This is a genomic window from Cellulosilyticum sp., assembly GCF_982396655.1.
On sequence record NZ_CEVXFV010000026.1, the window covers coordinates 14,198 to 35,077 of the forward strand.

Below are 20,880 nucleotides of genomic sequence, written 5' to 3' on the forward strand. Positions count from 1 at the left end.
TTTATTATTTGACTTTACGTAACTTGTGACCAATAAAGTAAGTGAGTAAGTTGAGTAAAAGAATTATTACAAGAAGCACTACGGCTGTTCCATAAGCTTCATCAAAAGAAATACCCTCTTTTGCTAAAAGATAAAGATGTACTGCAAGTGTTCGCCCTGAATCCATTGGTGTTGCAGGCATTTTAAACATTGTTCCTGCTGTTAAATAAATAGCTGCTGTTTCCCCTACTATTCTCCCTGTACCAAGTACTATTCCTGTTAGGATTCCTGGAAGTGCGCTTGGAAGGACAACTTTCATAATCGTTGCAAACTGACTTGCACCTAATGCAAGAGAACCTTCTCTTAAAGCTACTGGTACTGTTTTAAGTGCTTCTTCTGTTGTTTTTACTATCGTTGGAAGTACCATAAGTGATACAGTTAATGCTCCAGATAATATTGATATGCCAAGTTTGCATTGTGTCAGGAAGAATGCCATACCAAAGAGTCCAAAGAGAATAGATGGTATTGCTGCTAACGTTTCTGTTGCAAAACGAATAATTTTTACAAAACGGCCTTTATTGGCATATTCATTTAAATAAATAGCTGCTCCAATACCAATAGGTGCAGAAATAAGAAGTCCAATAGCTACCATATAAAGCGTTGAGACAATAGGTGGGATAAGCTCCTCTAATTTAATGTGTGTAATTCCTTTTGCAAAAATATATCCGATAATCCAAATAAGCATTAAAATTGTTATGGAAGAGATGGCTATGAGGCCACATTTAACTATATTATCTTTATGTTTTATTTGCATAGCCCTGCTCTCCTTTCTGATCTTTTAATAAGCTGAGTTAGGATTAAATTAATGCCAATGATGAGTACGAAAAGTACCATACCTGTTGCAAAAAGTGCTTGTTGGTGTATGCCTGTTGCATATCCCATTTCCAGGGCAATATTCGCAGTAAGTGTTCGAACTGGGTCCATTAAGCTTTGTGGAAGTCTTACTGAGTTACCAGCTACTAGAATAACTGCCATCGTTTCGCCAAGTGCTCGCCCTACACCAAGTACAACTCCTGCGGCAATCCCAGACTTAGCTGCACCTAATTGTACCTTAAAAATATATTGGTATTTAGATGCACCAAGTCCAAGTGCTCCCTCTTTATATTCATTAGGCACTGCTCTTAAGCTTACTTCTGTCATTCTAATAATGGTTGGCAAAATCATAATGGCAAGGATAATAATTGCTGCAAGTAAACTACTTCCTCCGCCAATACCACCAAACAAATCATTTAAAATAGGTACAATGACCATCAGACCAAAGAAGCCATAAATAACTGATGGAATACCAGCTAATAAGTCAATTGCTGCTGAAAAAACCGCTGCAACTTTTCTAGGAAGTATTTCCACAAGCACAATAGCTGTACTTACACCAACTGTTACACCTATTAAGGTTGCACCTAATGTTGCAATGATACTTGTTACTAACATTGGATAGATTCCAAAAATCTCTCCAGATGGATTCCACTTTCTACCAAGAAGGAAATCTACAAGGCTTGTGTGGCTAAAAAATGGAATTCCACCAGCAATAATGTACACTGCCATAAAACCAACAGCTAAAATCATAATTGCTGCACATAACCAAAACACCTTTTTCATTAATTTATCCATACGCTATCCCTCTACTCAGATTTTTAATCTGTTAAATTTTAATTTTCTCTCTCAGCCTTAATCTAAAATTGAGATATATTTTTCTGCTATAATTTCTTGTCCTTCAGTCCCTACTATAAAGTTTAGGAAATCTGTTGTATTTTCATTTGTACTTTCTTTTGTAAGTAAAAGTAATGGTCTAGAAATTTTGTATTCTCCTGATTTTACTGTTTCTGCACTTGGTACCACGCCATCAATACTTAAGCCTTTTACTGTATCATTCATATAGCCTAATGAAATATAACCAATTGCAGCTTCTTTACTTGCTACTGTTGCCATGATAGAACCTGTTCCTTCACTTACTAAAGCTGTATCTGTAATAGTGGAAGCTTTGTCAGCATCTTGTAATCCAACAATTTCTTCGAGTGCACTTCTTGTACCTGAACCAGCTTCTCTTGTAACTACAATAATATCTTGATTAATGCCGCCAACTTGGCTCCAGTTTGTAATTTTGCCTTCATAAATATCTTTCACTTGCTCTAATGTTAAATCTGATATACCGTTTGCTGGATTTACTACAATCGCAATGCCATCGTGAGCAATTACTGTTTCTTTAAGCCCTAAGCTTTGTTCTGAATCACTGAGTTCACGTGAAGACATCCCTACATCTGCTGTGCCATCTGATACCGCTTTAATACCTGCTGATGAACCATTTCCTTGTACTTCAATTTCTACTTCTGGTTTCACTTCTTTATATTTTTCTCCAAGCTTTTCCATTGGTTCCGCTACTGTTGTTGATCCGACTACTGAAACCTTTTGACTAGATGATGAACTACCACACCCTGTAAATGCCATTGTTCCTAATGTTAATACTGTAAGCCCTAATAATAATTTCTTTTTCATTTTATATCCTCCTAATAGATGCTGTGCATCACTGTCCGTTATTTTGTCTATTGTCATATAAATCCAGTTTGTGTGACGACTGGGTTTTATTCTTTTTTCTTTATTACACGGTAATAATAACTCAGTTATGTTCAGCTTTTGTTGGGGGAATGTTAAATTGATGTTAAATATAGGGGGTGCAAAGGAGTGGCTGAGTATATTTCCGTTTTGGGTTGGTGGCACTGCTAGCTGCACTCTACGTAATTTCTGATGCTCTAAGTTTCATATTTTAAAGAAACGCACTGAACTCGCAACACGGTGAAGCGAGTGTTGCTCAAACAGCAGCGCTAAAACCTCTTTAAAATATGGAACAAGGCATCATCAAATCACTTCAAAGGCAGACTAGCATTACCATTCCTTCCAAACTCTCTCCAACATTATAGCTCTGCAATATTTAACTCTGACTTAGAGCACAAGTCCTGTTTAATTGTTATTTCTTTTCCATAGCTAAGAGTAAATACCAGAGTTAGTTGTCATTCTTTTTGTAGTTATTTCCCTTATATGTATATATAAAAGAAGCCCTTACTTTAGTAAGGGCCTCTTTTGTTGGGATTTATTTTAATGAGTGAGTGGAATGACTATATTATTAATCGTGGATTTATAACTTATTTGATGGAAATATATTTTTCTGACATGATTTCTTGGCCGTCATTGCCTGTGATGAAGTCTATGACTGCTTGGGCTTCTGGTTTAATAGTTGGCTGTGCTACAAGTAAGAGGGGTCTTGAGATTTTGTAGTCGCCAGCTTTTACTGATTCTGTTGTTGGAGTTACACCGTCAATATCTAGGGCTTTTACTGTGTCATCCATGTAACCTAATGAGATGAAGCCGATTGATGCTTCTTTGCTGGCTACTGTTGCCATGACTGCACCTGTTCCTTCTGATACTAAAGCTGTGTCTGCAATGGTTGATGCTTTACTGTCATCTAAGAGACCTACGATTTCTTCAAAAGCGCCTCTTGTTCCTGAACCTGCTTCTCTTGTCACTACGATAATATCTTGATCATTGCCACCAACATCTTTCCAGTTAGTGATTTTTCCTTCAAAGATATCTTTTACTTGATCTTGTGTAAGTGCTGTTACTGTATTAGTTGGATTAACTACAACTGCGATGCCATCATATGCAATAACTGTTTCATTAAGTCCTGAAGCCTTTTCTTCTTCACTTAGTTCACGTGATGCCATGCCGATGTCTGCTGTGCCATCAATCGCTGCTTTGATGCCTGCTGATGAACCATTTCCTTGTACTTCGATGTCATCTGTACTGCCTGCTTCTTTATAGGCTGCTACTAATTTCTCCATTGGCTCTGCAATTGTTGTTGAACCTACTATTGAAATCTTTGTACCCTTTTTAGTTTCTACTATATTATTATTTTCTGCTCCTCCTGTAGCCTCTTGTGATACTTCAGGTGTTTTTTCAGATACTGTTTGCGTTGAAGCACCACATCCTGTAAACATAGAAGTTCCTAATGCTAACATTGCGAGAGCTGCCATAAATTTCTTTTTCATATTAATCTCCTCCTAAGATGTATGTACATCTTTCTATCTTCTTGATAAATTTGTTTTTCTTTATGGCTATATCATATTGAACTTTTGTTGGATTTCTATTTTAATAACATTAAGCTCACATTAAGATTTTTTAATACTAGTTTAAAATTAAAAAGGATGTTGAAAAACTAATTAAATAGTTTTTCAACATCCTTTGATTAAAATATGTAATTTATTATGCTGCTTTATTAGCTTCTGCTTCTTCTGCATTTAATACAGCTTCTACGTCTGCCCATGTTAAGCTTTTTACATTTGGTGTTCTACCATCTTCTGAAGTTGGTAATTCAAGTTTTCCTTCGTTTACAAGTTGTTTTGCAATTGCAGCCTTTTCTGCATCAATTTTATAACCGATAAGTTTCCAGTTTTTATCTACAGTAGGTGTAATCACACCACCTTTTACATTTTCAATGTAATCAGCCATTAATTCTCTGATGTTTGAAACTGTTTCTGTACTATTGTCATATACAACTTCTACATTTTCAGCATCTGCAAATAATTTTGGAAGAAGCACACTATCACAACGATAGTTATTAACTGTTAAGTAAATTTCATCTGTATCCTTTACTGGATGACCTGTTCTATATCTTAAGTTTGTAATTCTTGAACCCGCTTCTTTAGTAACGTCGATATCATATCTTACGCCACTGAACATGTCATAGTTATAAATTCTAATATCTGGATTAAATGATATATTTAAGTCACCATCTTTAAATGTGTTGTAGTAACTTGCTGACCATTCCATATATTCTTTAAGTTGTTTACCATTAATTTTTAATGTTTTTAATGTGTTATCGTATTTATACATATTTGCTGTATCAGAACGTTTGATTTCACCTGGTTGTACGTTCGCTGATGCACTGAATAATGCTGCTCCACTTACATGATGTGCGCCAGCTGGAATTTTACCGCTTTGCTCTGCATAATATGTTTGAACTTCTAAAATTAAATCTACAAGGGCATTATCTTCAAGTTGACCTTGAGCAACGCCTTTCATCTCAGCTTCAGGGACAAGTGCACCACCTTCTAATTTGCCAATGACAGTTTGTGCATCTGCTAAAGCTTTTTCATGATAAGGTTTAAGTGTTTCTGTAAGCTCCGCATCTGGCTCTACGCCTTCTGTACTAATAAGACGGGCTGCTACATCTTCTACCTTATTATTTTTATCTACTGTAATTTCCACTACAGAAACATAATTCCCTGCTGTTCCTGGTTCTGTAATAGGAATGTTGTTAACACGTTCATCTTCACGAACAGCATGTTCATGTCCTGCAATAACAGCTGTTAACTCTGGACATTTTTCAGCGATTTCAGCTGCACTATCATCACCATATTCGCCATCTTTACCCATATGTACTGCTGCAATCATAATATCTGCTAATTTGCCATCTTTGATTTCTTTGATTGCTTTTTGTGTTTCTTCAAGAGGCGTTGTTACTTTATAACCTACTAACTTAGAAGCATCCCAGTTCACAATATTTGGTGTAACTGTTCCAATGATAGCAATACGCACGCCATCTACTTCTACAATTCTATACGCATCTACTAATCTTTCACCATTTGGTTTATATACATTAGCTGCAAGTACTTTTGTATCTTCAAAGCCACTTAATACCTTTTCTAATGTTTCAACACCATAATTAAATTCATGATTTCCTAAAGTCATTGTTACAGCATCTATTGCATTAAGTCCTGCAATCATTGGATGTACTGCTTCGTCTTCAAAGAAAAGTTGTGATGAATTTCCCTGAATTGTATCTCCATTGTCTACAACGATTGTATTTGGATTTTGTGCTTTTAACTCTTTAACAACAGTTGCAACTCTTGTTAGTCCACCTTTTTTAACTTCAGAGTTTGTTGCATATTCAAATCCATAAAATTGTCCATGTAAATCTGATGTTGCAACAATTTGGATTGTCTTACTTTCACTTTCTGCTGCAAAAATAATATTTGTTGGAAGCACTAATTGCATTGCAACAGCTGCTGCCATACATAATACTTTCCCAGCCTTTAAAAACTTAGCCATTTCATTCATCTCCCTATTTCTTTCTAATATAAACTGTTTATATTTACCAAACGATTTATATCTTTGCAATCTACTTTAAATTTTAAATAGATTGTCTTTTTTAACCACCGAGATTCATTATACACATTTTTAACTAATTATAAAAGTCTTTTATATATATAACATAATTTCTAAATCTTTATAAATTAAAATAAATTTAGTTAATATTTGACAATGTTTTTTCTTTGTTTCAACTCTTTTCCCCAGGCTATACAGCAGTTTTTGAATGATGTACAATAGAGTTATAGTAAATTATTACTTAAGAGGAGAATTATATGAAAACATTTGAACTCATTGCGACTTCTACCTTCGGTCTGGAAACCATGGTAAGACGTGAAGTAGAAGATTTAGGTTATGAAATAGAAAGTGTCAGTGACGGTAAAGTAACATATATAGGAGATGCAGAAGCTATTGCACTCTCTAATCTTTGGCTTCGTAGTGCTGACCGTGTACTTATTAAAATGGGCGAATTTAAAGCAACTACTTTCGTAGAACTTTTTGATAAAGTAGCTGCACTACCTTGGGAAAAATGGATTACAAAAGATGCTAAATTTACTGTTAACGGTAAATCTGTTAAATCTAAATTATTTAGTATCTCAGACTGTCAGGCGATTACAAAAAAAGCTATTGTAAAACGCTTATCTAGCGTTTACAACATGGATTGGTTCCCTGAAACAGGCCCATCTTATACAGTACAAGTATCTATTTTAAAAGACGTAGCTACTTTAACAATTGATACAACAGGCCGCGAAGGTCTTCATAAACGCGGTTACAGAGTTAACAATGTAGAAGCACCACTCAAAGAAACAATGGCAGCCGCCCTTCTTCAAATCAGCTACTGGAAAAAAGGACGTATTCTCTATGATCCATGCTGTGGTTCTGGTACATTTGCCATTGAAGCTGCAATGTTTGCTAAAAACATTGCACCTGGTTTAAACCGCCAGTTTGCTTCTTCTTTCTGGCCACAAGTTCCAAAAGAACTTTGGGATGAACTTCGAGAAGAAGCACGTGAAGCTATTGATCAAAAAGGTAGTCCTATTATTTATGCTTCAGATATTGACCGTAACAATATTCGCAAGGCCAGAGAAAATGCTGAAGCTGCTGGTGTAGGTGAATATATACAGTTCTTTGCTAAACCTGTGCATAAAACGAGCTTACCTCATGGTGATTACGGGGTCGTTATTGTTAACCCACCATATGGTGAACGTATTAGTGATATTTCTAAAATCGAACAAATTCACAGAGATCTTCGCAAGCTTATGGATACAAATCCAACTTGGAGCTTATATGCAATTACTAGCGTTGATACCTTCGAACGTGACTTTGGAAAGAAAGCAAATAAAAAACGTAAATTATTTAATGGTAACTTAAAAGTTGACTTCTACCAATACTTTGGACCAAGACCACCTAAAGATGGTGAAAACTTCAAAGCATTAGAAAACTAATTGACTTAGATATGCGAACCACAATAGGGTGCCTGCGAAACTATTTACTAGTTTCGCAGGCACCCTATTATATTTTCATAATGGTTTATTAACTTTTCTCATTGACTTTCTTTTTATATCTCAAACAATATTTGCTTCATCAATGCTTAGTGTAAACTTACTTCCTTTTCCTACTTCACTTTCAACACTGATTATAATTCCATATAACTGAGCTATATGCTTTACAATAGATAAACCTAATCCTGTTCCCCCACTTTGCCTTGAACGACTTTTATCTACACGATAAAAGCGTTCAAAAATACGCGATATACTTTCTTCTGGTATTCCTATTCCCGTATCCTGTACAGAAATATGATTCTTTTCAACAATGACCTTAATCTCACCATGATCTGTATATTTAATAGCATTGGATATTAAATTCATTAATAGCTGTTTCATATGGTCTTCGCTAATATTTTTAACTTTTAATTCATTCCTAGGTTCATAAATAAGTTCTATTGATTTAGTTTCAGCTTCTTTGTGAACCAATGTAAAGATTTCATCAACTGCATCTGTTATATTCATTTCACCATACTGTTGCTCTTCCATGCTTTCAATTTCTGAAAGTGTGAGTATATCTTGAATAAGTCTATATAAACGCTTTGTTTCGATATCAATAATATTTAAAAACTTATATGCCACTTTAGGGTTTTCTACAGCGCCACCTTGAAGCGTCTCTACAAAACCTTGAATACTTGTAAGTGGTGTTTTTAACTCATGAGACACATTACTTACAAATTGTGAACGCATTTCCTCTAACTTCCTAAGCTGTGTCACATCTCTAATCACCAATAAATATTCATAAGCTTCTTCTTGCTTGCCAATAGGCAACAAACTCAGAAATACAATCTGCTCATCAAGTGTCAGCTCTACTGTATGATGTCCGCCTTTTTTTAAGCCTTCATCCACCAATTTTTTAAACTCTTCATTACGAATAATATGCGTTAACTTTTGTTTTCCTTTTAAATCACCTTTTAAATGAAGCATCTTCTTAGCAAGTTCATTCGCCTGCCCTATAAATCCTTCTTTATTAAGAACAATAATCCCTTCTTCTAAGGCCTCAAGCATAATTTCTAACTTTTCTTTTTGATGCTTCAGTTTTCGGATAGTACTCCCCAACTCATCTCCCATATAATCAAAGGCAGACGCTAAATCCTGTACTTCTTCTATCTCATAATCCCTTATTGGATAAATATACGAATCTGATTTAAAATTCTTAGCATCTTTCGTAAGCTCTTCAATTGGTCCACTAATTTTCTTTACATTTTTACTTATTACTATATATAAAATAATACCTGTAGCAATAATCTCAAATAAAATGCGATAAAGTACATAATGATAACTATAATCTGACCATGTATCTGTGCGCACCGCTACTGTAATATCATTGAATAATAATAATATCTCTCCTGAAATAACTAAACATAGCACAATGAAGGCCAAAACTACTGGCCAAGTTATTTTACTTTTCATCGTCTACTCCTTTGTAAACTTATATCCCACACCACGTACTGTCTCAATATATCCACCAAGCCCATGTTCCTCTAATTTAGAACGTAAATAACGGATATGTACATCTACAGTACGTGTCTCACCATAATAATCATATCCCCATATTTGATCTAAAATCATTTCTCTAGTGAGTACCTTTCCTTTATTACTCATTAATAACTTTAGAATTTCAAATTCCTTAAATGTAAGTTCAATACTTTCTCCCTCATAAGTAAGTACATGACTTTCAACATCAAGCTCCAATCCCTTATAAGCTAGCTTATGTTCTGCTATTTTAGGAACCGCTGCTGTACGTTCATTTCTTCTTACGGTGGCCTTTACCCTTGCCACTAATTCTCGTACACTAAATGGTTTAGTAATATAGTCATCTGCACCTAATTCTAATCCTAAAATTTTATCAATCTCTTCACTTTTCGCACTCACTAAAAGAATAGGTATATTTTGAGTCACCTCATTTGCTCTAAATTGTTGAAGCGCACTAATCCCATCCATGCCTGGCAGCATAATATCAAGCAAAATAACATCGGCACCTTCTGCTTCAAGGTATGGCTTTGCTTCTTCCACACTTGTAAAGACTTCTGTTATAAAACCATTTGCCTCTAAATTATACTTCATTAGCTCTAAAATATGCTCTTCATCATCAATTATTACAACACGCTTCTTTTCCATTTTTTCACCTCTTTTAGATTTAACACTTCTCCTCTAATATATTACAACTACTTTTATTTTTAAAGTAAATTTTACATACACTTTTTATTTTTATGTTGGATATAATAAGCTATGTAGACTAATATTTTTATAGCTTTAAAGGGGGGCAACAAAATGGCAACACTGCTTACTAAACAGGAGCTAGAGCGTCATATTCTAGATTTCCGCGAGCTTCTTGCACACTTTGATTATTCATCACTTAAAAACGTTACCTTTTTAAATCTAGATGCTTTTTATGCTTATATGGACAATGTAAAAGGCAATCCATTTGAACTTCAATATAATGCACTTCAGGAAAAACTTGATTATATACAACCTTATCTCCCATTTACCTCTGGTGTGCGTGCCTCAGAATTTATGGCAGCTTTAAATAATGCTGCAAATGATGATGAAGTAACTACTATCAAAAAATTTTTCACCAAAAAACTACGTGATGATTTTATTGCTTTCTCACGTACAGCTACTACCGACGATCAATGGAGACATATCATTGATACTTGCGAGCAAATTAGACAACGTAAGGAAGAAATGCTCCTTGCACTTAGCTAACTTCTATATCATAATAAACTTAAGTAGTAAAAGAAACTTAGTTTTCTTGCTACTTAAGTTTATCATTTCAAACAAGTATAGAGAAACCAACTAAAAACTTGAAATATACATGTACGTAAGTTGTTTTCTCCCAATGATTTCACATGACTAAAGATTATGAATAACTAAATTTTATAGATGTGAAATCTATAGCAAACTATAAATTTGAAATATGTATTTCACATCATACACACTAAATAACACAAATTTATAAATGTGAAATCTATATAGAGAAACCAACTAAAAGCTTGAAATATACATGTAGGCAAATAAGTTTCTCCCAATGATTTCACATGACTAAAAACTATGAATAACTAAAATTTGTAAATGTGAAATCTATACATAAACTAAGTATAACTTTAGAGAGGATTTTTTTTATGCAAACCCAACGTTTTAATAGTCTTAATAACTTTTTACGCCAGCGTCATGGTGAAAAAGTTATTAAACTATCTATAGATGGTGGCTTCACTTGTCCTAATCGCGATGGACGCGTTGCCACCAAAGGCTGCACTTTTTGCAGCAGTCATGGTAGTGGTGATTTTACCCCTAAAGAAAAAGGCGATATTACAAGACAACTTGAAAGTGCCGTTTCTTTACTTTCTGCTAAGTGGGGGGAATCAAAAAAATATATTGCTTATTTTCAATCTTACTCCAATACTTATGCACCTGTAGAAGTTCTTAGAGCAAAATACGAAGAAGCTCTTGCATTTCCAGGCGTAGTTGGACTAGCTATTGCTACACGACCAGATTGTCTTGATGATGAGATTATTGACTACTTATCAGAACTTAGTACACGTACACACCTTTGGGTAGAACTCGGTCTCCAGACAATACATGAAGATACTGCTAAGTTTTTTAATCGTGGTTATTCACTTAATTGTTTTGATGAAGCCGTAAGTAAACTTCATGCCAAAAACATCGAAACAGTTGTTCACCTTATATTAGGTTTACCTTATGAAACAAGAGAGCAAATGTTGGCTTCTGCGAGATACGTAAGCAAACTTCCACTTCAAGGTATTAAACTCCATATGCTTCACATACTAGATAATGCCCCTTTAGGCAAATATTATTTAGAAAATCCTTTTCCAATTCTTTCTGAAGAGGAATATATTGCATTAATTGGAGAAATACTTTGTATATTACCTCCTAAGTTAGTTATTCATAGACTTACAGGTGATGGTCCAGCTGCTCATCTTATTGCACCACTCTGGACTAAAAATAAGAAAAAAGTTCTTAATGATCTTAATCGTTATCTAAAAGAAGCTGACATCTATCAAGGTAAATCTTTAAACACATATTGAGTTTCATTGTTTTTTAAGATACAATATATAATAATAAATGTTGTAGGGAGGCAAACTGTGAATTTAAATCATGAAGATTTTACAATCAATAAACTCATCATACTCTATCTATTATCTCAGGTAAAAATGCCTCTTTCCTTATCTCAAATGTCACAAATCATCCTGGAGCGAGGATATACAGACTATTTCTCTCTTCAGCAATATTTAACTGAACTAGAAAAGTCTACTTTCATTGAAAGTTATAAGCAAAATAACACCTCTTATTTTGAGATTAGTGATAAAGGTAGAGAAACGCTAGAATTCTTTGCTTCTAGAATTCCTGATTTTATTAGAAAAGAATTAGACGCCTTCATAGAAAAAAACTGGCGTCAATTAAAAAGCGAATTTGATATTCATGCAGAATACATGCCGAATAAAAGCAATGATTACGTTGTTCACTGTACCGTAACAGAAAACAACTCCACACTCATTGACTTAAGTATTAGTGTGGGTTCCAAAAAGCAAGCTGTAGAACTCTGTAGCAATTGGAGGGAAAATGCTACAAGTCTTTATGGTGAGATTTTACAAGCGTTGATGAAAAACTAAAGGGTGGTTAGCCGAAGTGCTACCACCTTTTTTGTTGGGGTATTTGAGGGGTGTGGATAAGTTGAATATATATTTTTCCTTCTCCCTCCCTTTGGTCGAAGTCGAGATAAAAATATATATTCAACTTATCCACACCCAGTGAGTCTTCTAAAAAAGGTGGTAGCGTCTGGCACTTTGGCTAAAAGCTAGCGTTAACAGATACAGTGAGCCCTCAATTGGCTCATTTAATATTAATCTAAAATATTTATAGGTGTAGTGTCGTATTATTAGTTATTTGGTTTGATGCAATTTGTATCATAACTATCTTGTCCGCTTTAAGAGAGAATATGATTTGCCTGCTATCATTAACTGCTGCGTATTTATATACTTTGTCATATTCCCTATCCTGTAAATGATTATTTACCCATAGCGGCTGAAGCACAAGTTCCTCTTTCATATATGCATTAAGTAAAACTTCTAATGAATCTCCTACCGAAACCTTACGATAGGTTAGATCATCAGTATTTTTGGTTCCTATATATCGTATCACTTCCCCCTTAGCTGACTTCTCGGTTATAATCATTCGTTCAGCATAAGTATATAATACATATTCATCAGTTTCTTCTCTTGTACCTCCTCCATCAAAAAGATTCTTAGCAACACTTCCAACTTCCCATATATCATTATCTTTTGAGATGCTATATTCACCTTGACTGACAGCTTCTTTATTGGTATTGTTGCCACATGTCACAAGTACGAATATTAATAGACTGCATAAAAGCATTATTGATAGTTTCTTTTGCATTATCGCTCTCCTTCACAGAATAACAAAAAAAAGAGTTACAAGACTAAGTCTTGTAACTCTTTTTGTGCCATCGGGGTGACAGGACTCGAACCTGCGGCCTCCTGATCCCAAATCAGGCGCTCTAGCCAAACTGAGCCACACCCCGATATAGAGCGCGAAACGGGACTCGAACCCGCGACCCTCTCCTTGGCAAGGAGATGCTCTACCAACTGAGCCATTCGCGCATATCTTCATCAAGTGCTTGTTTTCCTCACCTGACGAAGATTATATTATCATATTACTTTTTATGTGTCAACACATAAAACAATAATTTTTATTTTTTTATTGATAATTTTCTATTAAAGCGATTTTTTTGTCAATATGACGTTTAAGACGCTTTGCATACTCATATTGGGGCTGTACATTACCGAAGTAATCCAGTAAAATTTGATCAATACTACTTTGTGCCAGTTGTCTATCTTCGTCATCCTCTTCAAAGATAAACGGCTTCTTATTGCTAACTGTTGATTTTTTTTCTTCTTTGTGGCTTCTTAGTTGTACTTCTTTCTCTACCAGCCCTATTGGTTTAGCTATTTTTGTCTCTATATCTTCTGCTTCTTCAGCTACCTTAGCATACATAGACTTTACTGCTTCCTCTAACTGCTTTGCTTGTATGGATTTAATAGCCTCTGGTCTTATAAGTTTACTTTGATTAAATAGACTACATTCTTTCTCTTGAATTTCATCCGGAAGACTTGTCTCATCTTCACCTTCAACTTTTTTAGTAAGAAATTTTCCCATTGTTTGAAGCGTATTATAAATATCTTCTGTCAGCTTAATACGCGGTTGCCTCGTTTCATTATTATCTTCTTCATGATGAATATGTTTTTCTTCTACCTTCTCATCATCATCTTCATCTAATATCGATAACTCCAGTTTACCGTGTTTTAAATAGTACTTATCAAACTTATTCATAGTCTCCCCCCACTTGTATATCAATAAATTTTTATTCTACTATTTCAACTTTTTCTTCTATAATTTTCCATAACTCTTCTTTTCCTTGTTTGGTCTCAGAAGAAAAGGCAATTAATTTATCTTGAGGTGTTAATCCTAATCCTTTACGAATCATAGATAAATGTTTTTGAACTTGACTACGTTTAATTTTATCCATTTTAGTAGCTACTACGATTACCTCATCATGATAATGTGAAATCCAATCGTACATCATTTTATCATTAGCACCAACTTCATGTCTAATATCAATTAAAAGAATAATCTTTTGGAGATTTTCTCTTTTTTCAAGGTAACCCTCAATGAGTTTCCCCCATTTTTCTCTCTCTGATTTTGATACTTTTGCATAGCCATACCCTGGTAAGTCTACAAACATATAAGTGTCTTGCACTGAATAGAAGTTAATAGTTTGTGTTTTTCCTGGTTGTGAGCTTGTTCTCGCTAATGCTCTTCTGTTTAAAAGTGTGTTTAGAAGAGATGATTTTCCTACGTTAGACTTTCCTGCGAATGCAATCTCTGGCATATCATGTGTTGGGAATTGTGATGCCATCCCAGCTGTGATGACCATTTCTGCTTTTGTTACGTTCATTAGTTTTCTCCTTTATGCGTGTAGATTGCAATTTATGCAAATACATGAGCCAATACATCATTCATTGTTGTTGCATAGACAATATGTAGGCCCTCTACAATATTTGCATCCATTTCCTCTACATTTTTCTTGTTTTGTACAGGTACAATAATTTCGTTAATGTTAGCACGCTTAGCTGCAAGTAATTTTTCCTTCAAGCCGCCAATAGGCAGTACTCTACCTGTAATTGTAATCTCTCCTGTCATAGCTAAATTAGCTTTAACAGGCTTATCTGTAAGTGCTGAAATCATAGCAGTTGCCATAGTAATACCAGCCGAAGGACCATCTTTAGGTACAGCGCCTTCTGGAATATGGATATGTAAGTCTTCCTTTTCATAGAAGTCTTCTGACACACCCAGTTTATCCGCTTGTGAGCGAATGTAACTTACTGCAGTCTGTGCAGATTCTTTCATTACATCTCCCATTTGTCCTGTAAGTTGCAGACGTCCTTTACCTTTCATGCGACCTACTTCTATAGATAAAGTATCTCCACCAACGCTAGTCCATGCAAGGCCTCTTACAACACCTATTTCCGGTTTATCATTTTTCTTATCATAAGTATAAATAGGCGCACCTAAATAAGTTTTTAACTTAGCTGGTGTCACTTGAACAGTTTCTAACTCATTTTCTACAATATCACGAGCTACTTTTCTACAAACCTTACCAATTGTTCGTTCTAAACCTCTTACGCCTGCTTCCTTTGTATAGTTACTAATTAAATATAACATATTTGCTTTACTAATTTTTAAATTTTTATTTGTTAAAGCATGTTTTTTAAGTTGATTTGGCAGTAAGTATTTTTGTGCAATCTCTAATTTTTCAATTTCTGTATAGCTATTAACTTCAATAACTTCCATACGATCAAGAAGTGGCTTAGGAATTGTTGATAAAGTATTTGCTGTAGCAATAAATAAAGTTTTTGATAAATCTAGTGGTACTTCTAAGTAATGATCTCTAAATTGACTATTTTGATTGCTGTCAAGAATCTCTAAGAGTGCAGCTGCTGGATCTCCTTTGAAGTCACCAGCCATTTTATCTACCTCATCTAAAAGCATAAGTGGATTCATTGACTTCGCTTCTGTAAGACCATAAACAAATCTACCTGGGATAGCACCTACATAAGTTCTTCTATGTCCTCTAATCTCAGCTTCATCACGTACACCACCTAGTGAAACTCTTACATAGTTTCTACCTGTGGCTTTTGCAATAGAACGTGCAATAGATGTTTTTCCTACACCTGGTGGTCCCACAAGGCAAATAATAGGCGGTTGGCCCTCTGGCGCTAACTTCTTAACTGCTAAATATTCTAGCACACGCTCTTTAATCTTAGTAAGTCCAAAGTGTTCTTTTTCAAGTACTGTTGAAGCTTTTTTTAAATCTAAGTTTTCTTTAGTCTCTACACCCCATGGCAAGTCTAAAACTGTATCAATATAGCCTCTGATTGTACCACTTTCCGGAGATGCTGTAGAGGTCTTCTTAAGTCTACTAATTTCTTTTTTTATCTTTGTTCTAACTTCTTCTGGTAACGTAAGGGCTTTTAATTTCTCTTCATATTTCTCAATATCTGCCCCCAGTCCATCTTTGTCACCTAATTCCTCTTGAATAATCTTAATTTGTTCCCTTAAGAAGTATTCCTTCTGTGCCTTATCAATATTCTTTTTCACCTTAGAATAAATATCTTTTTGAATATCTAAGATCTCAATCTCTGAATTTAAGATTTCAATAACCTTATACATACGTTCATTTAAATCTAAGCAGCCCAAAATTTCTTGTTTTTTTGCTACCTCTACTGGAATATGCCCAATCATAAGGTCAATCATCTCTACACTATCTTTAACACCTAAAATACCATATAGTATTTCTTCGGTAATACGAGGACTAAGTTCTGCATAACGTTCAAAAAGCTCACCAATTGTACGAAGTAATGCTTCATACTCCTTATCCATAACTTTTTCTTCCTCTACAACTTCTACATTTGCACAAACATAGTCCCCTTCTTCTAAACTAATGATTTTAGCACGAGACTTACCTTTTACAAGTACCTTAACTTGTCCTTCAGTTACTTTCACCATTTGTTTAATGTGTACAATAGTTCCTACTGTATATAAATCTTCTTCTTTAGGTTCGTCTACACTAGCATCTTTTTGTGCTACTACAAAAAGCTTTTCATCTTGTTTCATTGCTTCTTCAATAGCTTTCAATGATTTAGCACGACCTACATCGAAGTGCATTACCATCTCTGGAAAAACTGTAATTCCTCTAAGTGGTAATACTGGTATAGCATTTATTTCTTTTTTCATATATCCACCCTCTTAATTTCTGCATTTCTTTTTTCTACTTGGGCATTTAATTTTATTATACCAAACTAAGCATGTATAGCGCGATTAGCTGCATCTATAATACTTTCCCCGAAAACCTGTGTGACCATTTCTTCAACTGTTTCTACTGGTATAACTTCTATATCTATCTCTTTAAATAGCTCCTGCATATTTTCCTTAGGAATAATAACCTTCTTAACGCCAGCTTCTTTAGCAGCCATAATTTTCTCATATACACCGCCTACTGGACAAACTAATCCTTGAATAGATACTTCTCCTGTCATAGCAATATCATTTGGAATAGGTTCATTTAAAACTGCTGAATATAAAACACAAAAAATAGCAAGTCCTGCAGATGGCCCATCTACAGGTAGACCCGAAGCAAAATTAACATGTAGTAAATATTCGTCTGTATTTACATTATATCTCATTTTTAAAATAGTGAGTACATTTTCTACAGAATTTGCAGCCATACTTTTTCTTTTAGCTGTGCTACCACGCATTTGTAAGTCCTCTTGCTCAATAATACCTGTTACCTTGACCTTACTGCCTTCTTTACCAGTTTTAAAGGCTACAGCTTCTATATCTAGGAGTAATCCTGTTCCAGTACCAGTGACAGCTAATCCATTCACCTTTCCGATGCTAGCTTTAGTAGGATCCACTTTCTTGCTATAACGCATATTGTAATGACCAACCTTTACCACCCATTCTATATCCTTAAGCATAATATTCATTCTACCATCTAGCTTCACTAAACTATATGCAGTTTGTAACATATTCACTGTATCACGCCCATTTTCGCAGTACTGTCCTACAAGCTTTCTTGCCTCAGCATCTATCTCGATATGTTCTTTACTTATTGTGTGATCTACAATAGATAGAATATCATCATAAGATAAATCTTTAAAGAAGATTTCCATACATCTTGAACGAAGTGCTGGTGGCAAATCCTCAGGTCTTTTAGTTGTGGCACCCACTAAACGAAAGTCTGCTGGTAAACCATTTTGAAATACATCATGAATATCCCTTGGAATATTCTCATCATTTTCTGTATAGTAAGCACTTTCTAAGAACACTTTCCTGTCTTCTAGTACCTTAAGTAGCTTATTCATTTGCACACCATGTAGTTCACCTATTTCATCAATAAATAAAATACCACCATGTGCCTTCGTTACAGCGCCAGGTTTAGGTTGAGGTACCCCTGCTTGCCCATAAGCACCCGCCCCTTGATAAATTGGGTCATGAACAGAGCCAATCAGTGGATCTGCAATACTTCTTTCATCAAACCTTAAGGTCGTTGCATCTAGTTCTATAAACTTGGCATTGGCTTCAAAAGGTGTACCAGGAGAATTCTTAGCAATCTCTAGTGCAATTCGCGCTGCTGCCGTCTTGCCAATTCCAGGATTCCCATAAATAAGCACATGCTGAGGATTAGGCCCACATAAGGCAATCTTAAGCGCTTTCATTCCCTCTTCTTGCCCGATAATATCCGCCTCTTCCTTAGGTCGTAGTTTTTCCGATAAGGGCTCTGTTAAGCTGATCTTCCTAAGTGATTTCATCTTATCAAATCTTTTACTAGATTCATTGTATATATTTGATTTAGATGTTGTTTGATTTTTAAGTTGTAATAAAAAGTACATGCCTATAACACATGAAAAAAATAACTGTACACCTATTAATAAACCTTCTAACATAAAAAGTCCTCCCATTATGGTTTTATACTCTTGAAGTATTGCCCATAATGGTAAAAAGGATACAGTTTAAAATAGAAATAGGTGCCTAAAAGTAATTTTAGGCACCTATTTTATTTAGCTTGAAAGCTGCTTTTTTAGATTATATCTATTAAGCTGACTCGTTATTAGATTTCTTATTTTTATCTCTAGGATTTGTTTTATCATTATAAACAAGTGTAGGTTGTTTACCTTCTTTAATAACATCTTCATGAATGATAACTTTTTCTAATGATTCACCCATAGATGGCGCATCATACATAATATCTCTCATAATGTTTTCAAGAATAGCACGAAGCCCCCTTGCACCAGTTTGTCTTTCAATAGCAAGATCTGCTACAGCTACTAATGCATCTTTATCAAATTCTAGGTTAATATTATCTAATTGGAATAGTCTCTTATATTGTCTCTCAAGAGCATTTTTTGGCTCTGTTAAGATTTTTATAAGTGCTTCTTTATCTAAGCTATCTAGTGAAACGATGGCAGGAATACGCCCAACAAACTCAGGAATTAAACCAAATTTAATAAGGTCTTGTGGTTCTACGAGTTTGTAGAGTTCACCTACACTCTTATCTTTTTTACTTACGACATTTGCACCAAATCCCATTGTTTTCTTACCAGTTCTGTTTTCAATGATTTTATCTAAACCATCAAAAGCACCACCGCAGATAAATAAGATATTAGTTGTATCGATTTGTATAAATTCTTGATGTGGATGTTTTCTTCCACCTTGTGGTGGTACAGATGCTACAGTTCCTTCTAATATTTTAAGAAGTGCTTGTTGCACACCTTCACCACTTACATCACGTGTAATAGATGGATTTTCAGATTTTCTAGAAATCTTATCAATCTCATCGATATAGATGATACCCATTTGTGCTTTCTCTACATCATAGTTAGCTGCTTGAATAAGTTTTAATAAGATGTTTTCAACATCTTCCCCTACGTAACCAGCTTCTGTAAGTGATGTGGCATCAGCAATAGCAAATGGTACATTTAACATTTTTGCAAGTGTCTGTGCAAGAAGTGTCTTTCCTGAACCTGTAGGACCTAAAAGTAAAATATTACTTTTTTGAATCTCAACATCATCATTTTTACTAGGTGCCTTACTAATACGTTTGTAATGATTATACACAGAAACAGCTAATGCTTTCTTAGCATCATCTTGACCAATAACATATTCATCAAGGTGTGCTTTGATTTCTTGTGGTTTTGGAATATCCATTAAATCTGATTCTTCGTAACTTGTTTCAAGTTCTTCTTCAATAATTTCTGAACATAACTCAATACATTCATCACAAATATATACATTAGGTCCTGCAATAAGTCGTTTTACTTGCTCTTGTGTTTTACCACAAAATGAACATCTAAGTTGTTTTGTATCATCAAACTTTGTTGGCATTCTGCACCTCCTTTTTTATTATTTAGATTTAATGATTTTATCAATTAAACCATATTCAAGTGCTTCTTCAGCTGTCATATAGTTGTCACGTTCTGTATCATTACAGATTGTTTCATAATCTTGACCTGTAAATTCAGCCATCATAGTATTCATACGTTTTTTAATACGAATAATATGTTCTGCTGTAATTTGAATGTCTGTTGCTTGGCCTTTTGCACCACCTAATGGTTGGTGAATCATAATTTCAGCATTTGGAAGGGCAAAACGTTTTCCTTTTGCTCCCCCTGCAAGTAAAAAGGCGCCCATACTTGCAGCCATACCCATACAGATTGTTGATACGTCACATTTGATATAATTCATTGTATCAAAGATTGCCATACCATCTGTAATTGAGCCACCTGGACTATTAATGTAAAGCATAATATCTTTATCTGGGTCTTCAGCTTCAAGGAATAATAATTGAGCTACAACAAGGTTAGCAGTTACTTGATTAACCTCATCCCCTAAAATAATGATACGGTCTTTTAATAATCTTGAGTAAATATCATATGAACGTTCACCTCTATTGGTTTGTTCAACGACCATTGGAACTAAACTCATCTTCGTAGCCTCCTCACATCATTTCATTTTATATTATCAAATATTAAATCATACAACCACTCATTGCAATTAT

The 20,880-nt window shown here is 34.7% G+C and carries 18 protein-coding genes and 2 tRNA genes; 4 read left to right on the forward strand and 16 right to left on the reverse strand.

Annotated elements, in window-relative coordinates:
• Positions 1 to 4: 4 nt before the first annotated feature.
• The 5 genes from pstA to AC1VAQ_RS11995 form a co-directional block, all read right to left on the reverse strand.
• A complete protein-coding gene (gene pstA, locus AC1VAQ_RS11975; protein ID WP_302600251.1) occupies positions 5 to 793 on the reverse strand; it encodes a phosphate ABC transporter permease PstA in 789 nt (262 codons plus the stop codon).
• Positions 784 to 1,647, reverse strand: a complete 864-nt coding sequence (gene pstC, locus AC1VAQ_RS11980) for a phosphate ABC transporter permease subunit PstC (RefSeq protein ID WP_302600252.1) — start codon at positions 1,645 to 1,647, stop codon at positions 784 to 786. The genes pstA and pstC overlap by 10 nt, the downstream gene beginning before the upstream one ends.
• A gap of 57 nt (positions 1,648 to 1,704) precedes the next feature.
• Positions 1,705 to 2,529: a phosphate ABC transporter substrate-binding protein gene (locus AC1VAQ_RS11985; RefSeq protein ID WP_302598911.1), complete on the reverse strand. Its 825-nt coding sequence runs from the start codon at positions 2,527 to 2,529 to the stop codon at positions 1,705 to 1,707.
• A 644-nt stretch (positions 2,530 to 3,173) separates the two neighbouring features.
• Complete coding sequence (locus AC1VAQ_RS11990; protein WP_302598912.1) at positions 3,174 to 4,076, reverse strand: phosphate ABC transporter substrate-binding protein; 903 nt, start codon at positions 4,074 to 4,076, stop codon at positions 3,174 to 3,176.
• A 214-nt stretch (positions 4,077 to 4,290) separates the two neighbouring features.
• Complete coding sequence (locus AC1VAQ_RS11995) at positions 4,291 to 6,138, reverse strand: 5'-nucleotidase C-terminal domain-containing protein (RefSeq protein WP_479903958.1); 1,848 nt, start codon at positions 6,136 to 6,138, stop codon at positions 4,291 to 4,293.
• A gap of 314 nt (positions 6,139 to 6,452) precedes the next feature.
• Between AC1VAQ_RS11995 and AC1VAQ_RS12000 the strand changes: the two genes are divergently transcribed.
• A complete protein-coding gene (locus AC1VAQ_RS12000) occupies positions 6,453 to 7,622 on the forward strand; it encodes a THUMP domain-containing class I SAM-dependent RNA methyltransferase (protein WP_302598914.1) in 1,170 nt (389 codons plus the stop codon).
• 120 nt (positions 7,623 to 7,742) lie between these two features.
• Here the strand turns inward: AC1VAQ_RS12000 and AC1VAQ_RS12005 are convergent, their stop codons facing one another.
• Together AC1VAQ_RS12005 and AC1VAQ_RS12010 are read right to left on the reverse strand one after the other, a co-directional pair.
• Entirely contained in the window at positions 7,743 to 9,134 is a 1,392-nt protein-coding gene (locus AC1VAQ_RS12005) for an ATP-binding protein (protein WP_479903959.1), read from the reverse strand.
• 3 nt (positions 9,135 to 9,137) lie between these two features.
• The gene (locus tag AC1VAQ_RS12010; protein WP_302598916.1) at positions 9,138 to 9,842 is read right to left on the reverse strand and encodes a winged helix-turn-helix domain-containing protein; all 705 of its coding nucleotides are present in this window, start codon (positions 9,840 to 9,842) and stop codon (positions 9,138 to 9,140) included.
• 153 nt (positions 9,843 to 9,995) lie between these two features.
• On the opposite strand from AC1VAQ_RS12010, the gene AC1VAQ_RS12015 reads away from it, so the two are divergent.
• The 3 genes from AC1VAQ_RS12015 (at position 9,996) to AC1VAQ_RS12025 (ending at position 12,355) form a co-directional block, all read left to right on the forward strand.
• Positions 9,996 to 10,430, forward strand: a complete 435-nt coding sequence (locus tag AC1VAQ_RS12015) for a hypothetical protein (protein ID WP_302598917.1) — start codon at positions 9,996 to 9,998, stop codon at positions 10,428 to 10,430.
• Positions 10,431 to 10,846: 416 nt separating this feature from the next.
• Positions 10,847 to 11,770 carry a tRNA modification radical SAM protein MnmL/YtqA gene (mnmL, locus tag AC1VAQ_RS12020; RefSeq protein ID WP_479903960.1) on the forward strand — a complete coding sequence of 308 codons (924 nt, stop codon included), beginning with the start codon at positions 10,847 to 10,849 and terminating at the stop codon, positions 11,768 to 11,770.
• Between the two features lie 57 nt (positions 11,771 to 11,827).
• Complete coding sequence (locus AC1VAQ_RS12025) at positions 11,828 to 12,355, forward strand: DUF4364 family protein (protein WP_302598921.1); 528 nt, start codon at positions 11,828 to 11,830, stop codon at positions 12,353 to 12,355.
• 244 nt (positions 12,356 to 12,599) lie between these two features.
• Here the strand turns inward: AC1VAQ_RS12025 and AC1VAQ_RS12030 are convergent, their stop codons facing one another.
• From AC1VAQ_RS12030 to clpP, 9 genes are all read right to left on the reverse strand, one after another.
• Positions 12,600 to 13,139 carry a hypothetical protein gene (locus tag AC1VAQ_RS12030; protein WP_302598922.1) on the reverse strand — a complete coding sequence of 180 codons (540 nt, stop codon included), beginning with the start codon at positions 13,137 to 13,139 and terminating at the stop codon, positions 12,600 to 12,602.
• A gap of 70 nt (positions 13,140 to 13,209) precedes the next feature.
• A tRNA-Pro gene (locus AC1VAQ_RS12035) sits at positions 13,210 to 13,284 on the reverse strand.
• 6 nt (positions 13,285 to 13,290) lie between these two features.
• Positions 13,291 to 13,363, reverse strand: a tRNA-Gly gene (locus tag AC1VAQ_RS12040).
• 97 nt (positions 13,364 to 13,460) lie between these two features.
• Positions 13,461 to 14,093 carry a hypothetical protein gene (locus tag AC1VAQ_RS12045; RefSeq protein ID WP_303244002.1) on the reverse strand — a complete coding sequence of 211 codons (633 nt, stop codon included), beginning with the start codon at positions 14,091 to 14,093 and terminating at the stop codon, positions 13,461 to 13,463.
• A 31-nt stretch (positions 14,094 to 14,124) separates the two neighbouring features.
• Complete coding sequence (gene yihA, locus AC1VAQ_RS12050) at positions 14,125 to 14,718, reverse strand: ribosome biogenesis GTP-binding protein YihA/YsxC (RefSeq protein WP_302598924.1); 594 nt, start codon at positions 14,716 to 14,718, stop codon at positions 14,125 to 14,127.
• A 32-nt stretch (positions 14,719 to 14,750) separates the two neighbouring features.
• Complete coding sequence (gene lon, locus AC1VAQ_RS12055; protein ID WP_302598925.1) at positions 14,751 to 17,057, reverse strand: endopeptidase La; 2,307 nt, start codon at positions 17,055 to 17,057, stop codon at positions 14,751 to 14,753.
• A gap of 65 nt (positions 17,058 to 17,122) precedes the next feature.
• On the reverse strand, positions 17,123 to 18,769 hold the full coding sequence (lonB, locus tag AC1VAQ_RS12060; RefSeq protein ID WP_302598927.1) for an ATP-dependent protease LonB: 1,647 nt from the start codon (positions 18,767 to 18,769) through the stop codon (positions 17,123 to 17,125).
• 148 nt (positions 18,770 to 18,917) lie between these two features.
• Positions 18,918 to 20,207, reverse strand: a complete 1,290-nt coding sequence (gene clpX, locus AC1VAQ_RS12065) for an ATP-dependent Clp protease ATP-binding subunit ClpX (protein WP_302598928.1) — start codon at positions 20,205 to 20,207, stop codon at positions 18,918 to 18,920.
• An 18-nt stretch (positions 20,208 to 20,225) separates the two neighbouring features.
• On the reverse strand, positions 20,226 to 20,807 hold the full coding sequence (gene clpP, locus AC1VAQ_RS12070; protein WP_302598929.1) for an ATP-dependent Clp endopeptidase proteolytic subunit ClpP: 582 nt from the start codon (positions 20,805 to 20,807) through the stop codon (positions 20,226 to 20,228).
• Positions 20,808 to 20,880 lie beyond the last annotated feature (73 nt).

Excerpts from the sequence above, each read along its gene's own strand:
- pstA (WP_302600251.1), bottom strand. The coding sequence starts at position 793 with ATGCAAATAAAACATAAAGATAATATAGTTAAATGTGGCCTCATAGCC.
- pstC (WP_302600252.1), bottom strand. The coding sequence starts at position 1,647 with ATGGATAAATTAATGAAAAAGGTGTTTTGGTTATGTGCAGCAATTATG.
- AC1VAQ_RS11985 (WP_302598911.1), bottom strand. The coding sequence starts at position 2,529 with ATGAAAAAGAAATTATTATTAGGGCTTACAGTATTAACATTAGGAACA.
- AC1VAQ_RS11990 (WP_302598912.1), bottom strand. The coding sequence starts at position 4,076 with ATGAAAAAGAAATTTATGGCAGCTCTCGCAATGTTAGCATTAGGAACT.
- AC1VAQ_RS11995 (WP_479903958.1), bottom strand. The coding sequence starts at position 6,138 with ATGGCTAAGTTTTTAAAGGCTGGGAAAGTATTATGTATGGCAGCAGCT.
- AC1VAQ_RS12000 (WP_302598914.1), top strand. The coding sequence starts at position 6,453 with ATGAAAACATTTGAACTCATTGCGACTTCTACCTTCGGTCTGGAAACC.
- AC1VAQ_RS12005 (WP_479903959.1), bottom strand. The coding sequence starts at position 9,134 with ATGAAAAGTAAAATAACTTGGCCAGTAGTTTTGGCCTTCATTGTGCTA.
- AC1VAQ_RS12010 (WP_302598916.1), bottom strand. The coding sequence starts at position 9,842 with ATGGAAAAGAAGCGTGTTGTAATAATTGATGATGAAGAGCATATTTTA.
- AC1VAQ_RS12015 (WP_302598917.1), top strand. The coding sequence starts at position 9,996 with ATGGCAACACTGCTTACTAAACAGGAGCTAGAGCGTCATATTCTAGAT.
- mnmL (WP_479903960.1), top strand. The coding sequence starts at position 10,847 with ATGCAAACCCAACGTTTTAATAGTCTTAATAACTTTTTACGCCAGCGT.
- AC1VAQ_RS12030 (WP_302598922.1), bottom strand. The coding sequence starts at position 13,139 with ATGCAAAAGAAACTATCAATAATGCTTTTATGCAGTCTATTAATATTC.
- AC1VAQ_RS12045 (WP_303244002.1), bottom strand. The coding sequence starts at position 14,093 with ATGAATAAGTTTGATAAGTACTATTTAAAACACGGTAAACTGGAGTTA.
- yihA (WP_302598924.1), bottom strand. The coding sequence starts at position 14,718 with ATGAACGTAACAAAAGCAGAAATGGTCATCACAGCTGGGATGGCATCA.
- lon (WP_302598925.1), bottom strand. The coding sequence starts at position 17,057 with ATGAAAAAAGAAATAAATGCTATACCAGTATTACCACTTAGAGGAATT.
- lonB (WP_302598927.1), bottom strand. The coding sequence starts at position 18,769 with ATGTTAGAAGGTTTATTAATAGGTGTACAGTTATTTTTTTCATGTGTT.
- clpX (WP_302598928.1), bottom strand. The coding sequence starts at position 20,207 with ATGCCAACAAAGTTTGATGATACAAAACAACTTAGATGTTCATTTTGT.
- clpP (WP_302598929.1), bottom strand. The coding sequence starts at position 20,807 with ATGAGTTTAGTTCCAATGGTCGTTGAACAAACCAATAGAGGTGAACGT.